Annotated in this window: 21 protein-coding genes; 8 read left to right on the forward strand and 13 right to left on the reverse strand. The window is 38.1% G+C overall.

Annotated elements, in window-relative coordinates; all coding sequences use genetic code 11:
- Positions 1-248: 248 nt before the first annotated feature.
- Positions 249-1,466 (forward strand): Tm-1-like ATP-binding domain-containing protein, encoded by a 1,218-nt coding sequence (locus M1F25_RS16810; RefSeq protein ID WP_110592268.1) that lies wholly within the window; start codon positions 249-251, stop codon positions 1,464-1,466.
- Positions 1,467-1,478: 12 nt separating this feature from the next.
- Positions 1,479-2,306, forward strand: a complete 828-nt coding sequence (locus M1F25_RS16815; RefSeq protein WP_110592269.1) for a phosphoenolpyruvate hydrolase family protein — start codon at positions 1,479-1,481, stop codon at positions 2,304-2,306.
- A gap of 62 nt (positions 2,307-2,368) precedes the next feature.
- Here the strand turns inward: M1F25_RS16815 and M1F25_RS16820 are convergent, their stop codons facing one another.
- Positions 2,369-3,103, reverse strand: a complete 735-nt coding sequence (locus tag M1F25_RS16820) for a hypothetical protein (RefSeq protein ID WP_004260570.1) — start codon at positions 3,101-3,103, stop codon at positions 2,369-2,371.
- A 170-nt stretch (positions 3,104-3,273) separates the two neighbouring features.
- On the reverse strand, positions 3,274-4,170 hold the full coding sequence (locus tag M1F25_RS16825) for a diaminopimelate dehydrogenase (protein WP_136133972.1): 897 nt from the start codon (positions 4,168-4,170) through the stop codon (positions 3,274-3,276).
- 199 nt (positions 4,171-4,369) lie between these two features.
- Between M1F25_RS16825 and M1F25_RS16830 the strand changes: the two genes are divergently transcribed.
- Together M1F25_RS16830 and M1F25_RS16835 are read left to right on the forward strand one after the other, a co-directional pair.
- On the forward strand, positions 4,370-5,716 hold the full coding sequence (locus M1F25_RS16830; protein ID WP_004260574.1) for an MATE family efflux transporter: 1,347 nt from the start codon (positions 4,370-4,372) through the stop codon (positions 5,714-5,716).
- A gap of 208 nt (positions 5,717-5,924) precedes the next feature.
- Positions 5,925-7,247 (forward strand): serine dehydratase subunit alpha family protein, encoded by a 1,323-nt coding sequence (locus tag M1F25_RS16835; RefSeq protein WP_136133971.1) that lies wholly within the window; start codon positions 5,925-5,927, stop codon positions 7,245-7,247.
- A 247-nt stretch (positions 7,248-7,494) separates the two neighbouring features.
- On the opposite strand, the gene yjiA is transcribed toward M1F25_RS16835, so the two are convergent.
- The 7 genes from yjiA to M1F25_RS16870 form a co-directional block, all read right to left on the reverse strand.
- On the reverse strand, positions 7,495-8,463 hold the full coding sequence (gene yjiA, locus M1F25_RS16840) for a GTPase (RefSeq protein WP_181488499.1): 969 nt from the start codon (positions 8,461-8,463) through the stop codon (positions 7,495-7,497).
- 22 nt (positions 8,464-8,485) lie between these two features.
- Entirely contained in the window at positions 8,486-8,689 is a 204-nt protein-coding gene (locus M1F25_RS16845; protein WP_112307183.1) for a YbdD/YjiX family protein, read from the reverse strand.
- Positions 8,690-8,790: 101 nt separating this feature from the next.
- Positions 8,791-10,944: a carbon starvation CstA family protein gene (locus tag M1F25_RS16850; protein ID WP_004260588.1), complete on the reverse strand. Its 2,154-nt coding sequence runs from the start codon at positions 10,942-10,944 to the stop codon at positions 8,791-8,793.
- A 429-nt stretch (positions 10,945-11,373) separates the two neighbouring features.
- Positions 11,374-11,829 carry a hypothetical protein gene (locus M1F25_RS16855; RefSeq protein ID WP_004260591.1) on the reverse strand — a complete coding sequence of 152 codons (456 nt, stop codon included), beginning with the start codon at positions 11,827-11,829 and terminating at the stop codon, positions 11,374-11,376.
- Between the two features lie 221 nt (positions 11,830-12,050).
- Entirely contained in the window at positions 12,051-13,229 is a 1,179-nt protein-coding gene (purT, locus tag M1F25_RS16860; protein ID WP_110592272.1) for a formate-dependent phosphoribosylglycinamide formyltransferase, read from the reverse strand.
- 122 nt (positions 13,230-13,351) lie between these two features.
- Positions 13,352-14,278 carry an EamA family transporter RarD gene (rarD, locus tag M1F25_RS16865; RefSeq protein ID WP_004260597.1) on the reverse strand — a complete coding sequence of 309 codons (927 nt, stop codon included), beginning with the start codon at positions 14,276-14,278 and terminating at the stop codon, positions 13,352-13,354.
- Between the two features lie 172 nt (positions 14,279-14,450).
- Positions 14,451-15,398 (reverse strand): aminoimidazole riboside kinase, encoded by a 948-nt coding sequence (locus M1F25_RS16870; protein ID WP_004260601.1) that lies wholly within the window; start codon positions 15,396-15,398, stop codon positions 14,451-14,453.
- A gap of 203 nt (positions 15,399-15,601) precedes the next feature.
- On the opposite strand from M1F25_RS16870, the gene M1F25_RS16875 reads away from it, so the two are divergent.
- Positions 15,602-17,056 (forward strand): glycoside hydrolase family 32 protein, encoded by a 1,455-nt coding sequence (locus M1F25_RS16875; RefSeq protein ID WP_094960940.1) that lies wholly within the window; start codon positions 15,602-15,604, stop codon positions 17,054-17,056.
- 31 nt (positions 17,057-17,087) lie between these two features.
- On the opposite strand, the gene M1F25_RS16880 is transcribed toward M1F25_RS16875, so the two are convergent.
- Positions 17,088-18,083 (reverse strand): LacI family DNA-binding transcriptional regulator, encoded by a 996-nt coding sequence (locus M1F25_RS16880; RefSeq protein ID WP_004260608.1) that lies wholly within the window; start codon positions 18,081-18,083, stop codon positions 17,088-17,090.
- Between the two features lie 470 nt (positions 18,084-18,553).
- On the opposite strand from M1F25_RS16880, the gene M1F25_RS16885 reads away from it, so the two are divergent.
- Positions 18,554-19,183: a response regulator transcription factor gene (locus M1F25_RS16885; protein WP_094960939.1), complete on the forward strand. Its 630-nt coding sequence runs from the start codon at positions 18,554-18,556 to the stop codon at positions 19,181-19,183.
- Between the two features lie 602 nt (positions 19,184-19,785).
- Here the strand turns inward: M1F25_RS16885 and M1F25_RS16890 are convergent.
- Together M1F25_RS16890 and rimO are read right to left on the reverse strand one after the other, a co-directional pair.
- Positions 19,786-20,427 carry a helix-turn-helix domain-containing protein gene (locus tag M1F25_RS16890; protein ID WP_110592277.1) on the reverse strand — a complete coding sequence of 214 codons (642 nt, stop codon included), beginning with the start codon at positions 20,425-20,427 and terminating at the stop codon, positions 19,786-19,788.
- Positions 20,428-20,642: 215 nt separating this feature from the next.
- The gene (rimO, locus tag M1F25_RS16895) at positions 20,643-21,977 is read right to left on the reverse strand and encodes a 30S ribosomal protein S12 methylthiotransferase RimO (protein ID WP_112307185.1); all 1,335 of its coding nucleotides are present in this window, start codon (positions 21,975-21,977) and stop codon (positions 20,643-20,645) included.
- A 174-nt stretch (positions 21,978-22,151) separates the two neighbouring features.
- Here rimO and M1F25_RS16900 point away from each other — a divergent pair, with 174 nt between their 5' ends.
- Both M1F25_RS16900 and M1F25_RS16905 read left to right on the forward strand, forming a co-directional pair.
- A complete protein-coding gene (locus M1F25_RS16900; protein WP_137018913.1) occupies positions 22,152-22,499 on the forward strand; it encodes a hypothetical protein in 348 nt (115 codons plus the stop codon).
- A 217-nt stretch (positions 22,500-22,716) separates the two neighbouring features.
- Positions 22,717-23,196 carry an Hcp family type VI secretion system effector gene (locus M1F25_RS16905; RefSeq protein ID WP_110592280.1) on the forward strand — a complete coding sequence of 160 codons (480 nt, stop codon included), beginning with the start codon at positions 22,717-22,719 and terminating at the stop codon, positions 23,194-23,196.
- Positions 23,197-23,400: 204 nt separating this feature from the next.
- On the opposite strand, the gene M1F25_RS16910 is transcribed toward M1F25_RS16905, so the two are convergent.
- The gene (locus tag M1F25_RS16910) at positions 23,401-24,105 is read right to left on the reverse strand and encodes a hypothetical protein (protein ID WP_112307186.1); all 705 of its coding nucleotides are present in this window, start codon (positions 24,103-24,105) and stop codon (positions 23,401-23,403) included.
- Positions 24,106-24,156 lie beyond the last annotated feature (51 nt).

Raw genomic sequence — 24,156 nt, forward strand, 5'->3', positions numbered from 1 at the left:
AAAGTAATAGCAAAAATCATAACAATCACAATTATATCTTTTAAATATCCAAATATACTCAAAATAGCTCAGGTCTATAAATAATAATTTATACTATTTTATCAATAGGATAAAAACATTATCAGTCAATAACGTCATAATAAACCAAAAATGAGACTACAATCTCATTTTACAATCAATCATAATGATACTATAGTCTCATTATGATGAAAAATTCAACGCTCGTTTTACTCTGAAAGGGTTTGTATATGAAAAAACATCCGGGTTTTATTTATATTGTAACGACGCTTGACACTAAAAGTGCTGAACTATTTTATGTTAGTGAATTAATCAAAAACGCCGGATTGGCGGTACGTACTGTTGACCTGACAACACAACCAACGCAATTAGAAAAAAACGCAGATATCAGCGCACACACTGTCGCAAGTTTTCATCCACTTGGTACTGAGGCCGTTTTCTGTGGTGACCGCGGTAAAGCCATTGAAGCTATGGCACAGGCTTTCAGCCTTTATCTTGCCGCACAAACAGATGTTGCCGCTATTCTTGGTTTAGGTGGTTCGGGTGGAACCGCACTCATTACACCCGCCATGCAAGTATTGCCCGTAGGTATTCCAAAATTAATGGTTTCCACAATGGCATCAGGGGATATTTCTGGTTATATCGGCGCGAGTGATATTTCGATGATGTACTCCGTCACTGATGTATCAGGTTTGAATATCATTTCCCGCAAAGTATTAAAAAATGCTGCTAATCAAATAGCAGGAGCTGTTTGGTTTGACGACGAAGAACAACCGCATGACTTAAAACCAGCAATTGCACTAACCATGTTCGGAGTAACGACCCCATGCGTACAGCAGCTCACAACAGAGTTAGAGGCGCAATATGACTGTCTAGTCTTCCATGCGACAGGCAGTGGTGGCAAAGCCATGGAAAAACTAATTGATAGCCAGTTATTACATTCTGTTTTAGATATTACAACCACCGAAGTATGTGATTATTTATTTGGTGGGGTATTAGCTTGTGATGAAGACCGTTTTGGTGCCATTGAACGCACTCAAACCCCTTGCGTGATGTCTTGTGGAGCTCTCGATATGGTGAATTTCGGCCGCCCTTCGACTGTGCCCGAACACTACCAAAATCGCTTATTTTATCATCACAACGCTCAAGTCACTTTAATGAGAACGACCAAAGAAGAAAATCAGCAAATGGGTCGTTGGATTGCAGAAAAATTAAATCGTTGTAATGGTGAAGTGCGCTTTATCATCCCAACAGCAGGCTTTTCAGCATTAGATGTTGATGGTGCTCCATTTTGGGATCCTATCGCAGATCAAGCCTTCATTGATGCTTTAACAGCAAATTTAATAATAACAGAGAAAAGACAACTTATTTTGAGTCCTTATCATATTAACTCCACAGAGTTTTGTGACCAGGTTATTCAGCTTCACCAGGAAATTTTGAACAAATAATAGAGGTTAACTATGAAACATAACCGCGCAGATTTATTAAAAAAATTTAGAGACATGATTGCTCGGGGAGAACCAATCATCGGTGGTGGCGCAGGAACAGGGCTATCTGCTAAATGTGAAGAAGCGGGCGGTATCGATTTAATCGTTATCTATAACTCAGGCCGTTACCGCATGGCAGGTAGAGGTTCACTTGCAGGCTTATTAGCCTATGGCAATGCGAATGAAATCGTTATGGATATGGCAAAAGAGGTTTTACCCGTAGTAAAACATACTCCTGTCCTTGCGGGTGTGAATGGAACAGACCCATTCTGCCAATTCGATAAATTCCTTGATGATATCAAAGCAACAGGTTTTGCAGGAGTACAAAATTTCCCTACCGTCGGCTTAATTGATGGCAATTTCCGCGCCAATTTAGAAGAAACAGGAATGGGCTATGGGTTAGAAGTTGAGATGATCCGTCTCGCTCATGAGAAAGATTTGCTCACTACGCCTTACGTTTTTAGCGCTGAAGATGCCATTGCGATGACTCAAGCTGGTGCCGACATTATTGTGCCACATATGGGGCTAACGACTGGGGGTAATATTGGAGCAGAAACAGCCCTGACGCTCAAAGATTGCGTTCCACTAATCAATGAATGGGCAAAAGCGGCAAAATCAGTACGCGAAGATGTGATTGTTCTGTGCCACGGTGGCCCAATAGCCACCCCTGAAGATGCTGAATATATTTTAGCCAACTGCCCTGATTGCCATGGTTTCTATGGTGCCAGCTCAATGGAACGTTTACCAACAGAAGTGGCATTAACCGCCACCACACAAAAATTTAAATCAATTACACGTTAGTTTTTTTACTTTATATTTTGCCAACACCAGGCGCCTACTTCGGTAGGCGTTTTTTTATCTTTCTAGCCACGAAAGTTACTTCCCTTTTTCTGGTAAATAGAATGCCCTTTGCATAAGAAATGTGTTAGACAAGCCATAAATATAGGCATACCAAAGTAGAGCACGCCAAAGGCAAAAGCCACATGGGGTTTCTCCGGGAATTCACCACCGCTAGAAATACTCGAATAATAGTCAATCGACCTTAAATATTCAGGCGTTAATCCGCCATAAGGCACGAGGAAAGATAAAATTAACACCGAGAAAATACAGAACATAAAATTGAGTGCCATTAATGCTGAATAGCCCATATTTTCTGAACGTTCTTGCTCTGTTCGGCTGGTTAAACCAAAAAGCATTCGATTGGCAACAGTGGCACTGTATAAATATAAAATTAATGGGGAATCACCTAATACTGACATATTGATGGCCAGTGCAAAAAGACCATAGAAAAGAGCAAATAACGTTAATACTCGCCAATCACGAAATACCGCCATAAAGACGCCCGAGTGAACTAAAATAAATTCAAAAATCAGGATCAACGTCAGGTTATAAATAATTTCTACCGTATAGTATTCAGGAAAAAACCATACAGATAGAATAAAACCAACATAAAACAATGAAAAACCGTAGTTTATTATTTTAGAAAAAGCACGAATAATACTGAAAGAATGCGGGTTCTCCTTCACACTTTTTACTGAAGATTGTTCTGGGAAAAAACCTTGGTTTTTATCTTTCCCATTCCTTGGTGGTTTTACCATTAGCTCACTCCATCTCACCAATATCACTTTATTAATAAGCTACTTGATCACACAAAAAATAAACAGTGGCTAAAGTCTGAATGGCAGGTTCAAAGCGAGGTAAAGTGTAAGAAATATCGACAAGATGGCATGAACGAATAAATGTCATGCCACAGATAGATTAAATTTAATTAAACCAGTTTGGCGATCAGCGTATCTAAATCACCTTGTAAGAAATTCACTGGTGGAATTTCAATCACTGTATATGCGCCTGCTGCTTGTTTCATCGTCGCTCGTGCGGCAGAAACCATAAATTGAGAAGTCAGTGCAGGGTTATTAATGCGCATTGAGTATTCGAACAACTGGTTATGTGTTGCCCCTGAAACCCCTTTATGAGTCATGTGCACACCGTGCCCAACATCTTTTAATGCATCAATGCTATCCACCTGACGAATATGTGTTTCATCAGAAGAAAAGTAGCTGTCTGCTTTAATCGCTTGAGCCACCTCATCGAACTTAGCGCCTCCGTCTAATTCAACATAAACCATACGACGATGAACCCCTGTTCCTAATGGAATTGTGACAGAAAGGGCATCTTTTACGCCATTGATAGCTTTAGCGGCCACACTGTGTCCCATACTCATCCCTGGACCAAAATTCGTATAAGTTACCCCTTTTGGTGCCATTGCTAGCATCAATGTACGCATAATCGAATCCGAGCCAGGATCCCATCCGGCAGAAACAACCGCCACGCTATTATGCTGTTTCGCAACGTCATCTAAGCTGTGTTTTAGCGCCACAATATCTGAATGCACGTCAAAACTATCAACCGTATTAATACCGAGGCTCAAAACTTTAGCTGCTAATGGGCCGATAGCACGCGTTGGTGAACACAAGAGTGCAACATCAACTTTCCCAAGTTTTTCAATATCATCAACCACTTTATATCCAGAAAGCTCAGCAGGAATATCTTGCGTATTGCGACGAACTACCCCGACTAACTCAAAATCCTCAGCGGCCAGAACAGCTTCTAGTGCATAGCGACCAATGTTACCGTAGCCCACTATTGCTGCTTTAATTTTTGTCATTTTTGCTCCTATACAGTTCTGATGTTGCTCATTAAATTATTTATAGCGAAATTGAATTTAACAGAATAATTAAAAGTAAACAAAACATTAGCCTAATTAAATCAGACGCATTTTAACCCTATTTTCATTGTTGAAATCCATGTAGAATTAGCCCATCAGAAAGCTTTCCCTATCATTCATGAATATATAAAGGTTCTCAATGCATCAATCCGATGTGACTGAGCGGTCACTCTTTTCGCTCAGCTGGCCAATTTTTATCGATATTTTTCTTCATTTGGCCACATTATTAATTAATACCTACATGGTTAGTCACGTGTCTACAGCCTACCTTGCTGCTATGGGGGTGGGAAACCAAGTGTTTGACCTATTTATCACTATTTTTAACTTTATCAGTGTGGGGTGTAGCGTTGTTATAGCCCAATACCTAGGGGCAGGCCGCCGAGAAAAAGCCAGCCAAGCGATTCATATTTCAATCGCTTTTAACTTTATTCTTGGTTTTTCCAGCGCATTAGTTGCGTTATTTTTTGGCTATAGCATTCTAACTATTATGAATATGCCATCGCATTTAATGGCTGATGGTTATACTTATTTACGTATTCTAGGGATTTGTTTAATCCCTGAAGCGATTTCAATTATTTTAGCGGCATGCTTGCGGGTTTATGGTAAAGCGCAACCCGCAATGTGGGTCACATTAATCGCTAATGTGATTACAGTATTTGGTAATATCATTGTGCTTTATGGTTTCTTCGGCTTACCACAATACGGCCTTGAAGGCGTTGCTTGGTCAACAGTCGTTGGGCGTATTGTTGCCGTTATTTTACTTTTCTGCCTACTATTTTATGGGCTGAGAATTAAATTTGTCCCAATGATGTTAATACACTGGTCACGGAAAATGTTGGGTAAGATTTTACATATTGGATTACCCTCTGCGGGGGAAAATCTTGTGTGGATCCTCCATTTTATGACCGCATCTGCGTTTATCGGTCTCATGGGGGAAACGTCTCTTGCGGCACAAACGCTCTATTTCCAATTGTCATTGTTTATCATGCTGTTCGGGATCTCTATCAGTATTGGTAATGAAATTATGGTTGGCCACCTTGTTGGAGCAAAACGCTTTGAAGATGCCTTTAGGCGCGGTGTAAAAAGCCTTAAAATGGGTTTTTACGTAACAATTGGTGTCGTCATTGCTTTTTGGTTATTCCGTGATCCTATCTTAAATAATATTACTGATGACCAAGGTATTATTAAGGTACTGCTGCCATTATTTTTACTTTCGGTGTTCTTAGAGCCCGGCAGAACAATTAATATCGTGATGGTAAATGCCTTGCGTGCCTCTGGCGATGCTCGCTTTCCTCTGTGTACCGCTATTATTTTTATGTGGGGCGTCGCTATCCCATTAGGCTACTTCTTAGGCATAAAAATGGAGATGGGCCTCTTAGGTATTTGGTTAGGTTTCTTTGCTGATGAATGGTTGCGCGGCTTAACCAATGCATGGCGCTGGCGTTCACGTAAGTGGCAAAGTAAGCGTCTTGATGTAGAAAGCTAATCTGTGCAGTTATCACTCAGTCCTGCCGAATATTATAGGCAGGACTTTTGTGACTAAGCTCAAAGTTAGAAATTTTTCATTTTTATAATTCAAATTAGAGATAATATTTCTCTCCACTCTCTTTAAATCCCCTAACTTAGTGAAGTTTTTCTCCAGACTGTTGTTTAAAATAATAAAATCAAAAAAGATTTTATTAAGGGGACTTGCCATGCATGCTCAATCACAACCACTACTTTGGCAATATTTTATCAACGCAGTAAAGCAAGAAGTAAAGCCTGCCTTAGGTTGTACTGAGCCAATTTCATTGGCATATGCTGCCGCCAAAGCGGCTTCATTTCTTGATGGCAAAGTGACCCGAGTCTGTGCTTTCGTTTCCCCTAACCTCATGAAAAATGGTATGGGCGTAACCGTACCCGGAACAGGAATGGTTGGTCTACCCATTGCTGCAGCCCTTGGTGCAGTTGGCGGTGATGCTGAAGCAGGTTTGGAAGTATTAAAATCAGCATCTGCGGATGCCATTGCATTAAGTAAAACCATGTTAGCACAAGGGGCTATTACCGTTGATATTAAGCACCCTTGCGACGATGTTATCTACTCCGAAGCCACGGTCTATACCCAAACAGAATCCGCAACCGTCATCATTGCGGGGTCACATACGAATATTGTTAAAATTATTCATAACAATCACACCGTATTTGATGCCACAACGGCTCAACCTCACCATGAATCTCCAGTTGACTGCGCAGCTGACGTCCCACTACCGCCAGTCACTGCTAAGTCTGTGTATCAATTTGCCACCGAAGCGCCTTTAGAGGATATTCGTTTTATTCTTGAAGCCGCGCATTTAAACGAAGCCTTATCTCAAGAAGGTTTACGCAATGTTTATGGCTTACATATCGGCAAAACATTACAAACCCAGCGAGACCGTGGTTTGCTTTCAAAAGACTTAATGTCAGAAATTATGATCCGTACCTCCGCGGCTTCTGATGCACGCATGGGAGGGGCTGTGTTGCCCGCAATGAGTAATTCAGGGTCAGGTAACCAAGGTATTGCAGCAACCATGCCGGTGGTTGTCACTGCAGATTATTTGCAATCTTCTGAAGAGCAACTGGCTCGAGCCTTAATGTTGTCACACTTAATGGCTATTTATATTCACAACCAGCTTCCTGCGTTATCGGCACTATGTGCTGCGACAACAGCAGCTATGGGGGCTGCTGCAGGCATCGCTTGGTTACTAGAATCCCGCTATGAAGTCGTCGCAATGGCAATTTCCAGTATGATTGGTGATGTTAGTGGTATGATTTGTGATGGTGCATCAAACAGTTGTGCAATGAAGGTGTCAACCAGTGCGAGTGCCGCTTATAAAGCCGTGCTAATGGCATTAGATAATAGCTGTGTCAGAGGGTCGGATGGTATTGTTTCTGATGATGTCGACCAGTCCATTGCCAATTTATGTTCTTTAGCTGCGGGTTCTATGAGACATACTGACGTGCAGATCATTGAAATTATGGCCGCTAAAGCGCGCCCTTAACGCCGCAGTGTTGTTAGCTACATTCGCCAACCCTAGTTACATATTTTGTATGCACCTAGGGGTTGGCTTTTTGCCGCCTTGCTACGCCGCTAATTCTTCGCCCTTAACGCCGTAGCGTTGTTGGCTGCATTCGCCAACCCTAGTCACATACTTGTGTATGCTCCTAGGGATTATTTCTTTTGCCGCCTTGCTACGCCGCTAATGACTTTGAATTTCTTTTCTTGAAATTCTTTTTTTTTGAATTGTTCTATTTTGAATTAACTTCTAGGGCTGCGAATTTTTCGCGGATCATCTCTTCTGGTAGGTCAATACCAATAAACACTAATACACTGCGGCGTTGTTCATCAACTTCCCAGTCTCTATCCCAATCCGCACTATAAAGACGCTGAACACCTTGGAATAATAAGCGTTTTGGCTCATTCACAATGGAAAGGATCCCTTTATAGCGCAGTAAATTATCTGCAAAGCCAAGTAATAATTCTTCCATTACCTGAGAAACCGCCATCAGTTCAACAGGGTAATTAAATTCGAGAACAATCGAGCCTACTTCATTTTGTTGTTTAGGGGCGAAACGGAATGTCGGTTGTTTAACATTTAATTGTGAATCCAATAAAAAACCGTCGATATCTAATAACATACTCAGGTCAATATCACCGTGAATGACTGAGTAAATCGGCGCCCTTGCATTAATTCGTTGTAAACGTTCAATTAAAGCTTCATTATTTGGCTCAATATCGGTTTTGGTCAATAAAATACGGTCTGCATAGCCAATTTGCGCTTGAGCAATGGCGAAATCATTTAATTGTTTATCAGCGTGAACAGCATCCACTAAGGTAATAATCCCATCTAATACATAACGTTCGCAGAGGACTTCATGGGAAAAAAAGGTTTGAGTGATCGGCCCGGGATCTGCCATGCCAGTGCATTCAATGAGCAGACGGTCAAAGTCTAATTTTCCACTATCAAGGCCATCTAATAGATCTAATAAGGCATTTTCTAATTCATTCGAACGGCTACAACAAATACACCCATTACTTAATGTAGTAATTTGTGTCGCACGATCACCAATTATTGCGTTATCAATGGGGACTTCACCGAACTCATTTTCAATCACTGCGATTTTATGGCCATGCTCAGCATGAAGAATATGGCTAAGGAGAGTCGTTTTACCTGCACCGAGAAAACCGGTTAAAATTGTTACGCTAATAGGTTTCATTATTGCCCTCACACTTCATTGATTAACAGCAGCGAAATCCGCCTTTACCACTACCACCATACCGTGCATTTTGTCTTTCGCGAAAAAATTCTTTATATGTCATCACAGGTTTGTCTGGATGGTTATCACTCATATGCTGCACATAAGTATCATAATCAGGAATACCAATTAACATACGTGCGGCTTGCCCGAGGTATTTTCCTGTTTTGCCGAGATTTCCAAACATCAGCCTCTCCAATACAAATGCCCTACATCATGAGCACATAATGTAGGGCGACCTTTCATTTATTGAACACCTTTCGATGTTCAAATCCGTTGAAGGGTGACTTAATGTGAAGATGAAACTTTCACGCCCTCTTTAGGTACAGGAACATAAGGTGTTTCTTTGTCTGTACGCTCTGGGTTTTTGTGTGCTTTCATCCCAACGCGGATACCGTAGAAAATGATACCGTAAACAACCACTAAGAATAGAATACTCAGCCCAGCGTTGGTGTAGTTATTAATAATAATGTGATTCATATTAGTAATTTCTTGTGCAGTTAACTCTGCACCACCTGCCGCAATCTTATCTTTATAAGATTTCGCTAAGTATAGGAACCCTTCCAGTTGTGGGTTATCACTGAATAATTTCAGTCCTAATGCCCAAGTTGTACAGATTAATAGCCATACTGCAGGTAAGACAGTCACCATAATGTATTTACTGCGTTTCATCTTAATCAATACAACTGTACTTAAGACTAAAGCAACCGCTGCTAACATTTGGTTCGAGATACCGAACAGAGGCCATAAGCTCTTAACACCGCCCAGTGGGTCAACAACGCCTTGATACAATAAGTAACCCCATAACCCAACACAGCCCGCTGTACCGATGATACCCGCAACCAGTGAATCGGTTTTCTTCAAGAACGGAACAAAGTTACCTAATAAATCTTGCAGCATAAAGCGACCAGAACGGGTTCCTGCATCCAATGCGGTTAAGATAAACAGCGCTTCAAACAGAATACCAAAGTGATACCAGAAGCCCATATTTGCCGCGGGCATGATTTCATGGAAGACATACGCAATACCTACCGCTAATGTTGGCGCACCACCTGCACGGTTTAACACCGACGGCTCACCAATATCTTTCGCTGTTTGCATGATTTGCTCAGGTGAAATCACAAAGCCCCATGAACTCACTGTAGCGGCTGCATGAACAGACACATCTTTGAGCTGAGCCATGATAGCTGCGCCATCTGGACCACCCAGTTCATGTAAGTTAGGCATAGTAATACCTAACGCTGCCGGTGGTGTATTCATTGCAAAATACAAGCCTGGTTCGATAATAGAAGCCGCTACCAGTGCCATAATCGCAACAAATGACTCCATTAACATTGCACCATAACCGATGTAACGCGCATCTTTTTCGTTTGCTAATAACTTAGGTGTTGTCCCTGAAGAAATAAGCGCATGGAAACCGGATACCGCACCACAAGCGATGGTAATAAATAAGAATGGGAATAGAGTACCTTTCCAAACAGGACCAGAGCCATCAACAAATTGCGTGACAGCTGGCATTTTTAATTCAGGGTTTAGAATAACGATACCAATCGCTAAACCAACAATAACCCCAATTTTCAGGAAGGTCGCTAAATAGTCACGAGGCGCTAAAATTAACCATACAGGTAATAATGCTGAAACAAACGCATAACCGACTAACGCATAAGTGATCGTCGTGTCTTTGAATGTCAGTGCTGGGCCCCAGTATGGGTCATGAGCAATCACACCACCAAACCAAATGGAAGCAACTAACAGAACAATACCGATAACAGAAACTTCACCTACGCGTCCCGGCCGGATATATCGCATATATATCCCCATAAACAATGCGATAGGCACTGTCGAAACAACGGTAAAGACACCCCATGGGCTTTCTGCCAAGGCTTTCACCACAATCAATGCTAATACAGCAAGGATAATGATCATGATTAGGAAGCACCCAAAGAGCGCTAGCGTTCCCGGAATTGGGCCAAGCTCCTCTTTAACAATTTCCCCTAATGATGCACCATTACGGCGTGATGAAATAAATAACACCATGAAATCTTGCACCGCACCGGCTAACACAACCCCAGCTAGTAACCATAAGGTACCGGGTAAATAGCCTACTTGCGCCGCAAGAACGGGTCCGACTAATGGCCCAGCCCCTGCAATCGCGGCAAAGTGGTGACCAAATAGAACATTTTTATTTGTCGGAACATAGTTTAAACCATCATTATTAATGACGGCTGGGGTCGCACGTGTTTCATCCAGCTTCATCACTTTCTTAGCAATATATAAGCTGTAATAACGATATGCGATGAGATACACCGCCACAGAAGCGACGACAATCCACAACGCACTAATGTGCTCACCGCGTCTGAGTGCAACAACCCCTAAACAGACTGCACCGATTATCCCGAGGATCATCCACGGAATATGCTTTAAAATACCATTTTTGTTCATAGAACACCCTTCTGAGGTAAAACGAACATGCCATTGATTTTGTATTAACCATCTTAAAAAACGATATCGCTGTGTTTTCGTTGCTTATCATTTATCGTTGATGGTTTTTTAATTGGCAGTGGTTGAACTGTATTGAATTAAAAAATTGAGCTCTGCCATGGTGTATATGGTATGAAATTACACTCAGCAAATGACTAAAGTTATGCTAAGTGGTGCCATATAGAATTAAGCGGTTTGTTTTTTACTTTAAATGGTTTTTAGGAAGGGAATATGAGGTCAAAAATGTGATCCATATAACGATTCTGATTTGTTTTCAATAAGTTAAAAAATGTAACTCATATGAATAAAATGAAATTTATTGTAAACAAAGTTCACTAATAACGTGAAATCTCAAAGTTAGGTTATCTGAAGCTTTATAATATCTATGTGCTATTGGCGTGTAATTGTTGTCCATTTACCACCAACCCACCAACTGTGTTCACCATCTGTTTGCGTTTCACATCCGATACCGACTTTCGCTTTCCCTGCTTCAAAGGGATACGCGCAATCATAAATTGCATCAACCACGATTTCCCCAGTAATTGCGTCTGCAAAACCAATTTTATTTTCTTTGCGAATTCGATATACCCCGTCTTGCGCTTCATCAGGCCAATTATCAAAATAGTAAAGTTGATAAATCTCTTGTCCTTTCTGATCAAAAACAGCTAAGCCTTTATTCGATGATTTACCTAAGCAATACTTAAATGAAGATTGTTGCTCAAAACACTCGATTTTATCTTTTTCGTTCTCTACCCATAAACTGAATTGTTGTTCAAGATTTTGCGCTGTTGATAAAAAAGATATTAATCCTAATGACATTAAACCAACTACATAATGAATCATCATAACTTTCCTTATTCTACTTTTATGCCTACTAAGTGATAAGACGCTAAGCTCATCAATTTTGCTCTATTAAATACTCTCTTAATTAAAGATAGCGGATATCCATTTCAGTGAAACTAGGAATAAAGGTAAATAAAGTCTTATATGAAGATAATCTCAAGGTTAAAATTAAAGTATACAAGCGCTCACTCACTTAGAGTCATTGAGCGCAAAATTCATCAAGATCAACCAGAAACACACACTGTATTCGCGGTTTTCTTCGCCATATCTAATGCATTTTCAATAGAATCCGCTATCGCCAAAGCCACACCTAACCGACGAGTTCCTGCAATTTCAGGTTTACCAAATAACCGTAATTGGGTGTCAGACCCCAAAGCAGCACCAATATTTGAAAAAACCACATTTTGGCTTTGTAAATTAGGTAAAATAACCGCTGAAGCACTCGGCCCATATTGACGGATCACTCCAATTGGGAAACCAAGAAATGCACGAACATGTAATGCAAATTCAGATAAACTCTGCGAAATAAGCGTCACCATCCCCGTATCATGGGGACGAGGCGAAACCTCATTAAAAATGATATCGTCACCACATACGAATAATTCAACACCAAATATTCCATAACCTCCTAGAGAGGTTACAATTTTCTTGGCAATGTCTTGCGCTTTTTTCAACGCAGCCTCACTCATGTACTGCGGCTGCCAAGACTCACGGTAATCCCCTTTTTCTTGTCGGTGACCTATAGGCGCACAAAAGTGAATACCATCCACTGCACTGACTGTTAACAATGTAATTTCAAAATCAAAATTAACCATTTTTTCAACAATTACACGCCCCTGCCCTGCTCGCCCACCTTGCTGGGAATAATCCCAAGCCTGATCTAATTCTGCTCGAGAGCGGATCACACTTTGTCCCTTTCCTGATGAACTCATCACAGGCTTAACAATACAGGGAAACCCAATTTTTTCTGCCGCTGCAATAAAATCGGGTTTACTGTCTACAAATTGGTACTCTGATGTTGGCAATTTCAACTCTTCTGCCGCTAAACGACGGATCCCTTCTCTATCCATAGTAAGTACAATGGCTTTCGCAGATGGAACCACTTTTTGTCCTTGCTGTTCAAGCTCCATCAATACCTGTGTCGCAATCGCTTCAATTTCAGGCACGATAATATCGGGTTTTTCCAGAGAGACTATTTGCTTCAGCGCTTCGCCATCAAGCATGTTTATCGTATAACTGCGGTGTGCAATATGCATCGCTGGCGCATTATCATAGCGATCAACCGCAATAACTTCGATGCCCAATCGTTGACATTCAATCGCAACTTCTTTGCCTAACTCTCCAGCACCTAACAGCATGACTTTTGTTGCAGATTTACACAGCGCAGTACCTAATTGATTCATGATTGATGACCTTACCGACAAAAAGTTGATACCCATTATATACGCAATCGTTTGCTTTTACTATCAAGGAAAAAACACTATAAAAAAAAATTTCATAATCGATTGATAATAATAATTATTATTTAATCTAATGGTGTTTTATCGCGCCCAGTAATAAAGGGTTCTTTGTGAGAAAATTTAATATACTGTTTGCGTAAAATAGCTAATACACAAAACATTAAACCAATCCAAATAAGTGAAAAACTAATACCTTTGACCCAATCAAAGAGCTCATTAAATAAAAATACGGCCAATAAAAATTGAATTGTTGGTTCTATATATTGCGCTAAACCAATCACCGTTAATGATGTCCGTTTAATCGCTGCGGTAAAAAAGAGCAAAGGAATTATCGTGACAGGCGCCGCTAACATATAAAGAACTTTAATTTGCCAATCCCCTTGCGTCACGGCACTTAGACCATGAGATGCTAACCACCAAGTGATCGCTATTGCAATGGGAAGCAGCCAAAGTGCTTCTAGAAATAAAGACGTAATCACATCAAATCGAATAAATTTACGAATTAACCCATAGACTGCAAAAGCACTCCCCATTACTAACGCTAAAATAGGTAATTCACCATACTGCCAAATTTGGTAACCGACCCCCGCACAAATAAAAATAACAGCCATTTTTTCTGCAAAAACAAGCCGTTCGCGAAGGAACAAAACACCAAGTAAAATAGAAAATAATGGGTTAATAAAATAGCCAAGACTAGCAGCTAACACCTGCCCGTGGGTTAATGCATAAGTAAATGTTGTCCAAGATATCGCCATAACCGACGAACTAAATAAACATAGAATTATCGACTGTTTGTCAGACCATACCTCACGCCATAAAGATTTATTTTTGATAATTAAGCGAACAAGAAAAAGTATAGGCACAGACCAGATAAGACGTTCTGCAAGTAGCTCTAAAGGTTCCGCACCGGGAAGTAAACGATAAAATAATGGTGTTATTCCCCATAAGATATAGGAAAAAATAGCAAGAGCTACTCCCGAGCGAAGCAACATGATTTATCCACAATAAAATCTGATTAAATAATATTAGCTACTTATCATACGCCAAAATGCAAAAAATAAAACTTGCCACCACCATAATATAATTTGAATTATATCAAGTATTCTTAAACTAAAAGGTAACTATATCGCTACCTTTTAGTTGCTCAATACACATATATTCTCATCAAAAAACATCGCGTTGATGTAATGGCGGTTGCTGCTGCATAAATACAAATAATTCCTGTTGTGTCGGAGCCGCAGCGATAGCGCCTTTTTTAGTTGTCGCTAATGCACCACAAGCCGTAGCTTGCGAGATGACCTTCATCAATCCCTCTTTTTCGTTGACTAGCCCATATTGTGAGATGGCCGCCAATAACCCTGCCATAAATGCGTCACCTGCACCAGTAGTATCAATACTTTCAACTAAATAAGCACTTACGGCTATTTGAACTGAGGGGGTGAACACCTGACAACCTTTAGCACCTTGAGTCACAATTTTTAATTGAGCAGGGTAATTTTGCAATTTAGCTATGGCATTCTCAAAACGACTTTCTTGCGTTAACCACAGCAATTCATCATCCGAAAGTTTTAAAATATCTGCTTGTTTTGCAAAATTATCAACAATTTGGTGCATTTCGTCGGGATCTGACCACATTTGCGGACGAATGTTAATATCAAAGCTCAGTAATCCACCAGCGAGCTTGAGTTGTTCGATAGCTGTCGATAGTGATGCTCTGCATTGATGGTGCACCAGAGCTAATGAGCAAAAATGCAAAATATCATTACCAAATTGCGGTAAATTATTTATCGTTAAAAATTGGTCGGCCGAAGGAGAAACTAAAAAAGAAAATTCACGTTCTCCATTTTCGTGTAACGAGACGAGAACAGTACTTGTTTTATACTTTTCATCAAACTCCATCGCACTAGTATCAACCCCTATATCAAATAGGGTTTTCTGCATAAAATGCCCAAAAGCTTCTTCGCCGACTCGCCCAATAAAACCACTGTTTTGCCCTAAGCGTGCAACACCCGCGGCAACATTCACAGGTGCTCCACCAGCACAAGCTTCATATTGCATGTTTTGAAGGGGGATTAAATCAATGACAGCATCCCCTAACGCCCAAACTTTCATTATGTCTCCTTTGCGAGTTTTATATTTTTAACCTTCATTCTTATTCATAGCTAGCACATTACCAACTCATAAAAATAAAACTAGTAAACGCAAACTGTTAACGTTAACATTGAGTATAAAGAAACCAGCAAATAAACGCACCTATTATTGAATTTCATGTGCTTATTTTGTTATTGCGATCGAAAAACATTCAGGAAGCCATAATGAAAAAACAACTTGAACTAGCCAACGAAGCCATCAAAACAGCAAGGAAAAATATGGACTTGCAGTTTTACCCACAATACCACCTTGCCCCTTATGCAGGCTGGATGAATGACCCTAATGGTTTGATCTATCATCAAGGCCAATACCATGCATTTTATCAACATCATCCATTTAGTGCGATTTGGGGCCCCATGCATTGGGGGCATGCAACAAGTACAGATATGGTACATTGGGAACATCAGGCAATTGCGTTAGCACCTAGTGAAGACTATGACCGAGATGGTTGTTTCTCAGGATCTGCAATTAGTTACGATAATAAATTATATCTGTTCTACACGGGCCACATCTGGTTAGCAAATCCAGGTGATGATAGTCAAATCATCCAATCACAATGTGTTGCAATCAGTGAAGATGGTATTCATTTCGAAAAGAAAGGTGTTGTACTTTCTGCACCCGATGGTTATATGCACTTTCGAGATCCTAAAGTTTGGCGACAAGATGGAAAATGGTGGATGGTCGTCGGCGCAAGAGACTCCCAAGATCAAGGACAAATACTTTTATTTAAGAGTACAGACTTATTAAATTGGGATCAAAACTACCAAGTTCTGGCAAAAACTGACGACGATAATGTTTATATGTGGGAATGTCCTGATTTCTTTCCATTAGGCGAACAATTTGTTGCCCTCTTTTCACCTCAAGGAAAAAAGGCAAAAAATTATCAGTATCGAAATCTATTTCAAAATGGTTATTTGGTTGGTAATTGGTCTCCTAATTCATCTTATAAAATTTCACATGCATTTACAGAACTTGATTTCGGCCAAGACTTTTACGCACCTCAAACCTTTTTAGCTAAAGATGGCCGCCGTATCGCTATCGCTTGGATGGATATGTGGGAAAGCCATATGCCCACACAAAAACATGGGTGGTCAGGATGTTTTACTTTACCTAGAGAGCTAACACTGAATGAACAAGGTAAAATTGTCGCTAAACCTATAGAGGAATTGAAAACATTACGTCAGTCCGCAAGCCATTTTCCCGCAACAACACTAGCTAAAAACAGCACAATCATACTGAATGAGAATGCGACAAGTTGTGAAATAGAACTTATCTGGGACTTACAGCAAAGCCCTGCTGAAAAATTCGGCTTTTGGGTAGGATACGGCGTACAGTTTTACATTGATAACCAAAGTCAGCAATTAACCTTAATGCGTCATTACCCTGAATATACAATTAGTGATAGTCGTTGTGCGCCAATACCTGAAGGTCATCAACTTAAAATAAATGCTTTTATCGATCACTCTAGCTTGGAAGTATTTATTAATGATGGTGAACTCAACTTTAGTTGTCGAATCTACCCCCATCAAAGTGAGCGGGACTTAAGATTATTTGCAATAAATCAGCAAGCAAAGCTCGAAAAAGCGATTTATTGGGAGATCAAAAAATCCATTGAATAGCAAGCTACTAGATTTGCTTTTCTCTGCAAGGTTAAAAAGAATTACGTTCTAACAAGTCGCAAGCAACATATTCAACACTATTTTGCTGCCGTTCTTCTATGATGTGTAAAGCGGCTTGTTGGCCTAATTGATAGTGCGGTAACACAACCGTACTTAATGGAGGATAAAATAGTTCCCCGACACCTATCATATTATCATAGCCAAGTACTGCGATATCTTGTGGAATACGTAAGCCACGGCTAAGTAGTACTTGGTAAGCTAAAAATGCTATACGGTCATTTCCACAAATAATGACATCAAAATTCGGTTTTTTATTCTTAAAATGACTATTAATTAAAGCTATAACATCTAAATAATGCTCATCGCCTAACTCTAAATGGTGTTGCTGAAGTGATGCTAGCGGTAAGTCAGCACTTGCCCACGCAGACTCCACTGCTTCACGGCGCATTTTTCCAGCAAGTGTCTCTTGCGGAATATAAAGACAAAGAGGATTTCGATACCCTTTCTCTATTAAGCGTTTTACTGCATTAAATTGACCATTAAAATCATCTGGCACATAAGCAGGGAACTGCCCATTTTTATCTATGCAATTAGCAAGAACCAAACGATTATTATGTAATGTTTCTGGAATCGCTACTTCTCGAAGCCCCATCGTAGTATAAATAATACCATCAGGCCGCTGAGATAATAATTGTCGGACAGCTCTTTCACTATCTTCGCTAGATGTAATATTAACTACAAAGCTACTCCAGCCGAATTGTCTCGCGGTTTGTTCTATTGAAAGAATGATTTCTACAGAAAAAGGGGTAGTTGCTGTATCGAGGGCCAAAACACCAACTGTCGAAACCCTAGAGCTTTTCCCTCTGATCTTTCGCGCTGAAAAATCAGGGACATAATTGAGTGACTCAATAGCTTGTTGGACTTGTTTCAAGGTTTCAGGCTTTAGTAATTCAGGGCTATTAATTGCCCTTGATACAGTCATCAATGAAACATTTGCAAGTCGAGCTACGTCTTTTAAAGAAGCCATTAAGTATATTCACTCATCAAAACTAGGTAAGTATTAATTTTAACATGTTAGATATAAAAAGTACTTAATCTTCGTCAATTCACAAGTTAAGAGCTATCACCTCAAAAAACAACATAAGTGTACATCTAAGACTTTTTATGACTAATGATTTAAGATATTATTGATTAGCTTTAGCAATATTTCTGTCTATCACTTTATGATAAAAACACATTTAATAAGTAAAATCACCTAAAATGTTACACGTCATTAATCGAATATTACCCAATGACACAAACTTTAACTATTGTTTCTATTTTTATATTAAATTTAACTAGATGATGTTTTTAATATAAATTAAGGTCAGTATTACATTAATAAAAAAAACAACGATCAGTAGAAAATATTATTGTGGAATTTAAATTTCACTTTATTTATCTACGTATTTTATCAGATTAGTATGAATATCAAATCAGTTCAACAGGAGTATGGTGATGAATAACACCATTCACGTAATCGTAGAAAGTGATAATGTCTTTAAGAATAAACTGAAATTAATGATGGAATCTTTTGGTTTTATCTTTAGATTTTATAATAACGAAGAAGTGTTTATGAGTAATTATACTTACCCTAATGAGATTAATGTAAAGGAATGTATTTTATTATTCTTAAACAATGATGAAAATCGTATTAATCGATTAAACAATATAAATAATTCATTTGGTATTGTTCCATTCATTGTGCTTGCCGAAGAGCCTTCTATCAGTCTATGTCGAGAAAGCTTTAAATCTGGAGCTTTTGATTTTTTTCCTTTTCCTTTCAAAGATATAGAAATATCAAATTCCATTAGTAACGCGATGGAATTATTTTTAAGTATGCATGAAAAGCATAAAAAATATACTCATCTCTCTGATAAATTTAATCGTCTTTCGGTTAGAGAAAGAGAAATTATGGATATGATATTAGAAGGTAATACCAGTAAAGAAACCGCAGAAAAACTGTCATTATCACCAAGAACTGTAGAGGTACATCGCTCTAATATTTATACAAAATTAGGAATAAAATCACTACCACAACTTATTCAAGAATACGAATATATTAATACCTATCCTAGATATATTTAATCTATATGCTATGTTTACCTTCTTATAGCGTTATTATTTCTGATGGCTTGATTCTAAGCCATCAGAAATTAACTATATGAAAAATACCTAAAGGTACTATAATTTAGATAAATATAGATTAATATTCTGTTAATTTTGAAATAATAACTTATTTTTATAAGTGATAAAAACAACACCACTCTGTTATGGATTAAAAACCTAAGTAAATTAATAATTCAGATGGTAATAATAACCACTAATAATCACAAAATAAAATTACATTTTTTTTAGTTATTAAAGTATTATTTACCCTCCCCATATCTCACTACTTTTTTAGTAAAACAATAACCTTTATCAACAAACTTTCTCTCTCATAAAACTAAAAAAATAAGGCTACAAACGACATACCTCTTTACCGTATCCAAGCATAATAAGCATCGTTTTCATTTTCTTTTCTCGATACATCAAGTAACGATACAAGTAGATAGATTACGCTTTATTTATCTATCGGCTGTCGTTCAAAATGTTGGTAAATATTTCGCGCTTCGCTGTTTTTATGCTTTGTAGCTGTTCAAAAAACACGCGAAAGCGCTATTTTTTACCATTCAGAGCATATAGAAGAGCTATTTGTAGTCCTTAATGTTAATTTCGTACTGCTTTAGCTTGCGCCATAATGTTGTCCGTCCCATATCAAGGACTTTATGCATTTTTTGAATTTTACCTTTGCAAGCTTGTGCAACTTCAATAATCAAAGCTTTCTCAACTGAATGAATATCTAAGTTAGCGAACCGTTGTTCGTCCTTATCTACCTTAAAAACACCTTGTTCGTAATAGCGAAATTTCAATTTTTCACTCACTTCCCTTGCTAAGGATTGCGTAAGTGCAAACAAAATATTGCAACTATTCTTAGTTGAAGATAAAACAACAACGAGTACAGGCTCACCAGTATGTGAATACACTGGTGCTAAGTAATAAAAAATTCCATGTAATTCAATTGGCTCTGCATACAACCTAAGCTGAGCCCCATAAGTTAAATTATCAGATAGTAAATTTGCTATCTCAAAGTTACCATCAAGCTCATGACTGAGCCAAAGCGTTTTCCCATCAGTGCTCAGTAGAGAACTGCGAATATTATTATCATGTAACGAGGCTAATCCGCTCTCAATGGTTGTATGAGCAAGCTCTACGATATATTCATAATTATCTGAATTATAAATACTTTCTTTTACAGGTGTTGTAGTTGGAAATATTAAATGAGTTGACATAGTTATCCTTATTCTTCGATAAGAGTTATCTGATTATGTCAATTTGCCATTTAATTATTATATTCTAGATCAAGTTATTAATTGATAGGTTTACAACCATTGATCCACATCAATTTTTCATAATTAAAAGTAGTAAATCAATGTGGTAAAAAAGAAAATGGCTAACTGAATCTATCTAAGTTAGCCATATACACTTCTAGAACGCTTTTATTAAATTAAGCAGTAACAATATTTCCCCACAGATCATATTCATCTGCATGCTCAACTAATACTTTCACTATATCCCCAACGCTAACCTCAAATTCACCATTGAGATAAACCATACCATCAATTTCTGGTGCATCAGCCATACTACGGCCAATAGCACCTTCATCATCAACTTCATCAATAATGACTAAAATTTCTTTACCAATTTTATCTTGTAATCGCTGTGTAGAAATTTGCTGTTGTACTTGCATAAAACGATGATAACGATCTTCTTTTATTTCCTCAGGAACTTGATCAGCTAGTTCATTCGCTTTCGCTCCCTCGACAGGGCTATATTTAAAGCAGCCGACTCGGTCCAACTTAGCTTCCAATAAGAAATCTAATAGCATTTGGAAATCTTCTTCTGTCTCACCGGGAAATCCAACAATAAATGTTGAACGTAAGGTGAGTTCAGGGCAAATTTCACGCCAACGTTTAATCCGCTCAAGTGTTCTTTCAACGGCACCGGGGCGTTTCATTAATTTTAAAATTTTCGGACTTGCATGCTGTAATGGAATATCTAAGTAAGGTAAAATTTTACCTTCTGCCATCAACGGGATAACATCATCAACATGTGGATAAGGGTAAACATAATGTAAACGCACCCATACGCCCATTGAAGCAAGTTGTTCGCATAACCCCACCATGCTAGTTTTTACAGGCTGACCATCCCAAAAACCCGTTTTATTTTTAACATCAACACCATATGCAGAAGTATCTTGGGAAATAACCAGTAACTCTTTGACTCCTGAAGCGACCAGACGCTTAGCTTCATTTAACACATCCCCGATTGGACGGCTATCTAAGTCCCCTCGCATTGAAGGAATAATGCAGAAAGTACAACGATGATTACACCCTTCGGAAATTTTTAAATACGCATAATGCTTTGGTGTCAATTTTACCCCTTGTTCAGGGACTAAACTCAAGAAAGGGTCATGTTCAGGCTTCGGAACATAGTGGTGAACATGATTAAGTACCTGCTCATAGCTATGTGGGCCAGTGATTTCTAAAACTTTTGGATGTACTTCACGAATTTGGTTTTCTTTCGCACCAAGGCATCCTGTCACAATCACTTTACCATTTTCATTCAGTGCTTCCCCAATCGCTTCTAATGATTCCTGCACTGCACTGTCGATAAATCCACAAGTATTCACAATGACTAAGTCAGCATTATCATAGCTTGGAACCACTTGATAACCATCAGTGCGTAATTCAGTTAAAATGCGTTCTGAATCAACTAGGTTTTTCGGGCAGCCGAGTGAAACGAAACCAATTTTTGGTACCGGATTAGTATTTTGCGACATAACTCACTTCTTTTATTGTGTTATAAATATTGTTTTAGAAAAATGGGCGAAATTTTACCTGAAGAATTGAGGGAATTGTATAAATTTTTGTCGAAAATAAAGCTAAATTTATTAGGACTAAGCTTACACTATACAATCCACAGGCATATAATAATGACAGAATAAAAGGACAAAATGATGGGAATTACCGAACTTCCAGATGAAATTGATTTTCTATGTTTTTTCGAAAATGAGCCATTCTTAAAAGATATACAAGATAACATAACATTTGGTTATGAGTATAAAAAACGAAATGTTACTTTATTATTTTACTTTACTGCACTAGAAGGCAGAGTAACGCTAATGCTTAAAGTCGATGATGTTAATGTTATGGTACAACCTATCCGCTATGTCGAGATAATAAGATTAGATAAAAATACTATGATAATAAAGTGTAACGAAAATAGTGGATTGCCTGAAATCTCAGTACAATTAGAACCAACAATATTAATTAAGAACCATATACCTTATTGGTTTGATTGAGTTTTTATGTTCTCTGATATTAGTACTTCTTGCACTAGATTATTATAACCATACAAAACTGTAGCATTACCATCATTCGGGAACCAAGAAACTTGTTATTTTTAGAGTTTTTGAAACTCTATTTTTTGTGATTTTAGCCACTGTTTATTTTCATTGCACATTACCTAAGTTAAATTTACAATATTTACCACAAAATTATTAGCATATAGGAAGTACCATGTCATATTTGATCTATTTAAGCTTACAAGGCGATAAACAAGGTTTAATTTCTACTGGATGTTCATCCAAAGACTCAATTGGTAATCGTTATCAGCTTGGTCATGAAAATGAAATTCAAGTTATTGGTTTAAATCATTCAATGACAAGAACACAAAACTCCTCCCATCATCCAATTCAAATATTAAAACCTATAGATAAATCATCACCATTGCTAGGTGTTGCATTGAATAATAATGAATTATTTAGTGCTGTCTTTTACTTTTATCGGACAAGCGGGCAAGGCGGATTAGAAAAATTCTATGAGCTAAAATTAACAAAAGCTTCATTAGTTGAAGTTTCTTGCGTTTACCCTAACTCCATTAACAATAATGAATTGATGCCATATGAAAAGTTATTAATGAAGTACGAATCTATATCATGGCGACATTTAATGTCAGGCACAGAGGGATATTCAATATCCAATGATAATGTTTTTTAATTTTAAAATGTGACCTTTCACCTTTTAAAAAAAAGAATTATCTTTCGATAAAATGGAACTATACAGATGGTAATGAAGCTTAATAAAAACCAATGATTTGGGAAGAAAATAATGTAAATAATGATTACGCTAATAGTAGCTACTGTAATCAATACATTACTTAGTAAGTCTTTAAAAAAATAAGATATAAAATCCTTCATTAAATTATCCTACAATCAAATCAACTATTGTAGATGCTATATCGTCATCAGTATGCTTTCCATTTACAAGATATAACCCTTTCTCTAACTTAGGCTTTGGAATGAAATACAGCATTTCAATTCCCTTACCATAAAGCTTCCAATAAAAATATGGGTCATTCCAACTTAACTGCTCTGCAGCAATAGCCGCTTGTTCAAACCGACCATAACCACCAATTGCTGTAAATGCAATATTTGAAACCATTTTAACATTTTTTCTAACAACAGGACTAAATAGAATTATTTGGTATAGTGATTCAACTATAGCTTCAATGATAACCATTTTTGTAAGTCTTTTTGTTGCAAGCTTTGCACTATGACCTAACCGTTTAAGTATTTTATCATAAATGCTGTTTACCTCACTTTCACTTTTTTCAATTAATGCTAATTCAATATAAGTATTAACAATATCTTTTATTGGATTATAATCAAATGAAAATGTTCTAATAGCTGAAACTAGCCTACTATCTTGGTTGTGTATGACATTATACTCATCATCATCAAAAGCATAAGAGATCGCTCTTCTCATTGAGCGATTAAGCCCATCACCTAATGCATCATAAACATCAGCTGCTATTTCTTGAACCCCTGCAATGCCTTTATCCATAGCAATAGCAATCATCTCTTCTTCTTTTGTCAGATTAATAAAATGTTGCTCAATGTAATCCATTCATTTGTACCAGTTAAAATGACTTATGCTAAATTTCAGTTTAGCAGAATG

The organism is Providencia sp. PROV109, from assembly GCF_033681625.1.
In the GTDB taxonomy this organism is placed as follows: domain Bacteria; phylum Pseudomonadota; class Gammaproteobacteria; order Enterobacterales; family Enterobacteriaceae; genus Providencia; species Providencia hangzhouensis.